Source organism: Pseudoalteromonas sp. Angola-4, from assembly GCF_028599265.1.
Lineage (GTDB): Bacteria > Pseudomonadota > Gammaproteobacteria > Enterobacterales > Alteromonadaceae > Pseudoalteromonas > Pseudoalteromonas atlantica.
Genome location: NZ_JAQREK010000041.1, coordinates 1 through 1,293, shown reverse-complemented (window position 1 = coordinate 1,293; position 1,293 = coordinate 1). Strand labels below are relative to the sequence as shown.

Genomic DNA, 1,293 nt, shown 5'->3' with positions numbered 1-1,293 from the left:
GGTAGTGTTTAGAAATCTGTGTCATTTCAGTATTATTAAGAAAACAGGAGTGACACATGACTCAATCTTTCGACTTCAACAAAGCATTAGCTGAACTGCAAGCTGGTAAAGGTCTTACTGGCGCAGACGGTGTTCTAACACCCTTAATCAAACAACTCACTGAAGCGGCTCTTAAAGCTGAATTAGAGCAGCATTTAGACTCTGAGACCCAAGTTAACCGTAAAAATGGTTCAACCAAAAAAACAGTTAAGTCATCCATAGGCCAATTCGAACTTGAAACGCCCAGAGACCGTTCAGGTTCGTTTGAGCCTCAGCTTGTTAAAAAGAACCAAACCAAGTTAACGCCTGAAATTGACGAAAAAGTCCTATCTATGTTTGCTTTAGGTATGAGCTATCGAGATATTCGAGGCCACATACAGGATATGTATGGCGTTGAAGTATCAGAGGCCACCATCACTGCCGTAACAGACCAACTGATACCAGAACTTAAAGCATGGCAAGCGCGCAGCTTAGACACGCTTTACCCGTTTATCTGGCTTGATGCCATTCATTATAAAATCAAAGAAAATGGGCGCTACGTGAGCAAGGCTATTTATACTGTACTAGGCGTCAATATCGAGGGCCGCAAAGAGTTACTTGGTTTATATGTCTCTGAAAGTGAAGGGGCCAACTATTGGTTATCAGTATTAACAGATTTACATAATCGTGGTGTATCTGATATTTTAATTGCCTGTGTTGATGGACTAAAAGGTTTCCCTGAAGCAATAGCAACAATCTATCCAGACGCCGAAGTGCAGGAGTGCGTTATTCATCAAATTCGTAATTCGATGAAGTATGTTGCTTCAAAGCACCAAAAAGAGTTTATGGCTGACTTGAAACCTGTTTATAAGGCTGCCACTAAAGATGCAGCAGAAGTTGCTCTTGCCGAATTAGATGCCAAATGGGGCAAGTTATATCCTATCGTTATCGAGTCTTGGCGTCGTAAGTGGGGCAATCTGTCGGTTTACTTCAAGTATCCAGATTACGTACGTAAAGCTATTTATACCACAAATGCAATTGAAGCTGTACATCGTCAGTTTAGGCGGCTCACCAAGACTAAGGGAGCATTCCCTAATGAAAACAGCTTGATGAAATTATTGTATGCAGGCATATTGAATGCCTCGAAGAAATGGACAATGCCAATCCATAATTGGAATCTGACATTGTCGCAATTGGCCATCCACTTCGAAGGTAGGTTAGATGGTGTGCTAGATATTTAGCAACTTAGGCTGACACAGAATTCTGAACGCTCTC

The 1,293-nt window shown here is 41.6% G+C and carries 1 protein-coding gene; it reads left to right on the top strand.

From position 1 onward, the window contains the following. Window positions 1-56 precede the first annotated feature (56 nt). Entirely contained in the window at window positions 57-1,259 is a 1,203-nt protein-coding gene (locus PSH48_RS20635) for an IS256 family transposase (RefSeq protein ID WP_273612286.1), read from the top strand. Window positions 1,260-1,293 lie beyond the last annotated feature (34 nt).

Excerpts from the sequence above, each read along its gene's own strand:
- PSH48_RS20635 (WP_273612286.1), top strand. The coding sequence starts at position 57 with ATGACTCAATCTTTCGACTTCAACAAAGCATTAGCTGAACTGCAAGCT.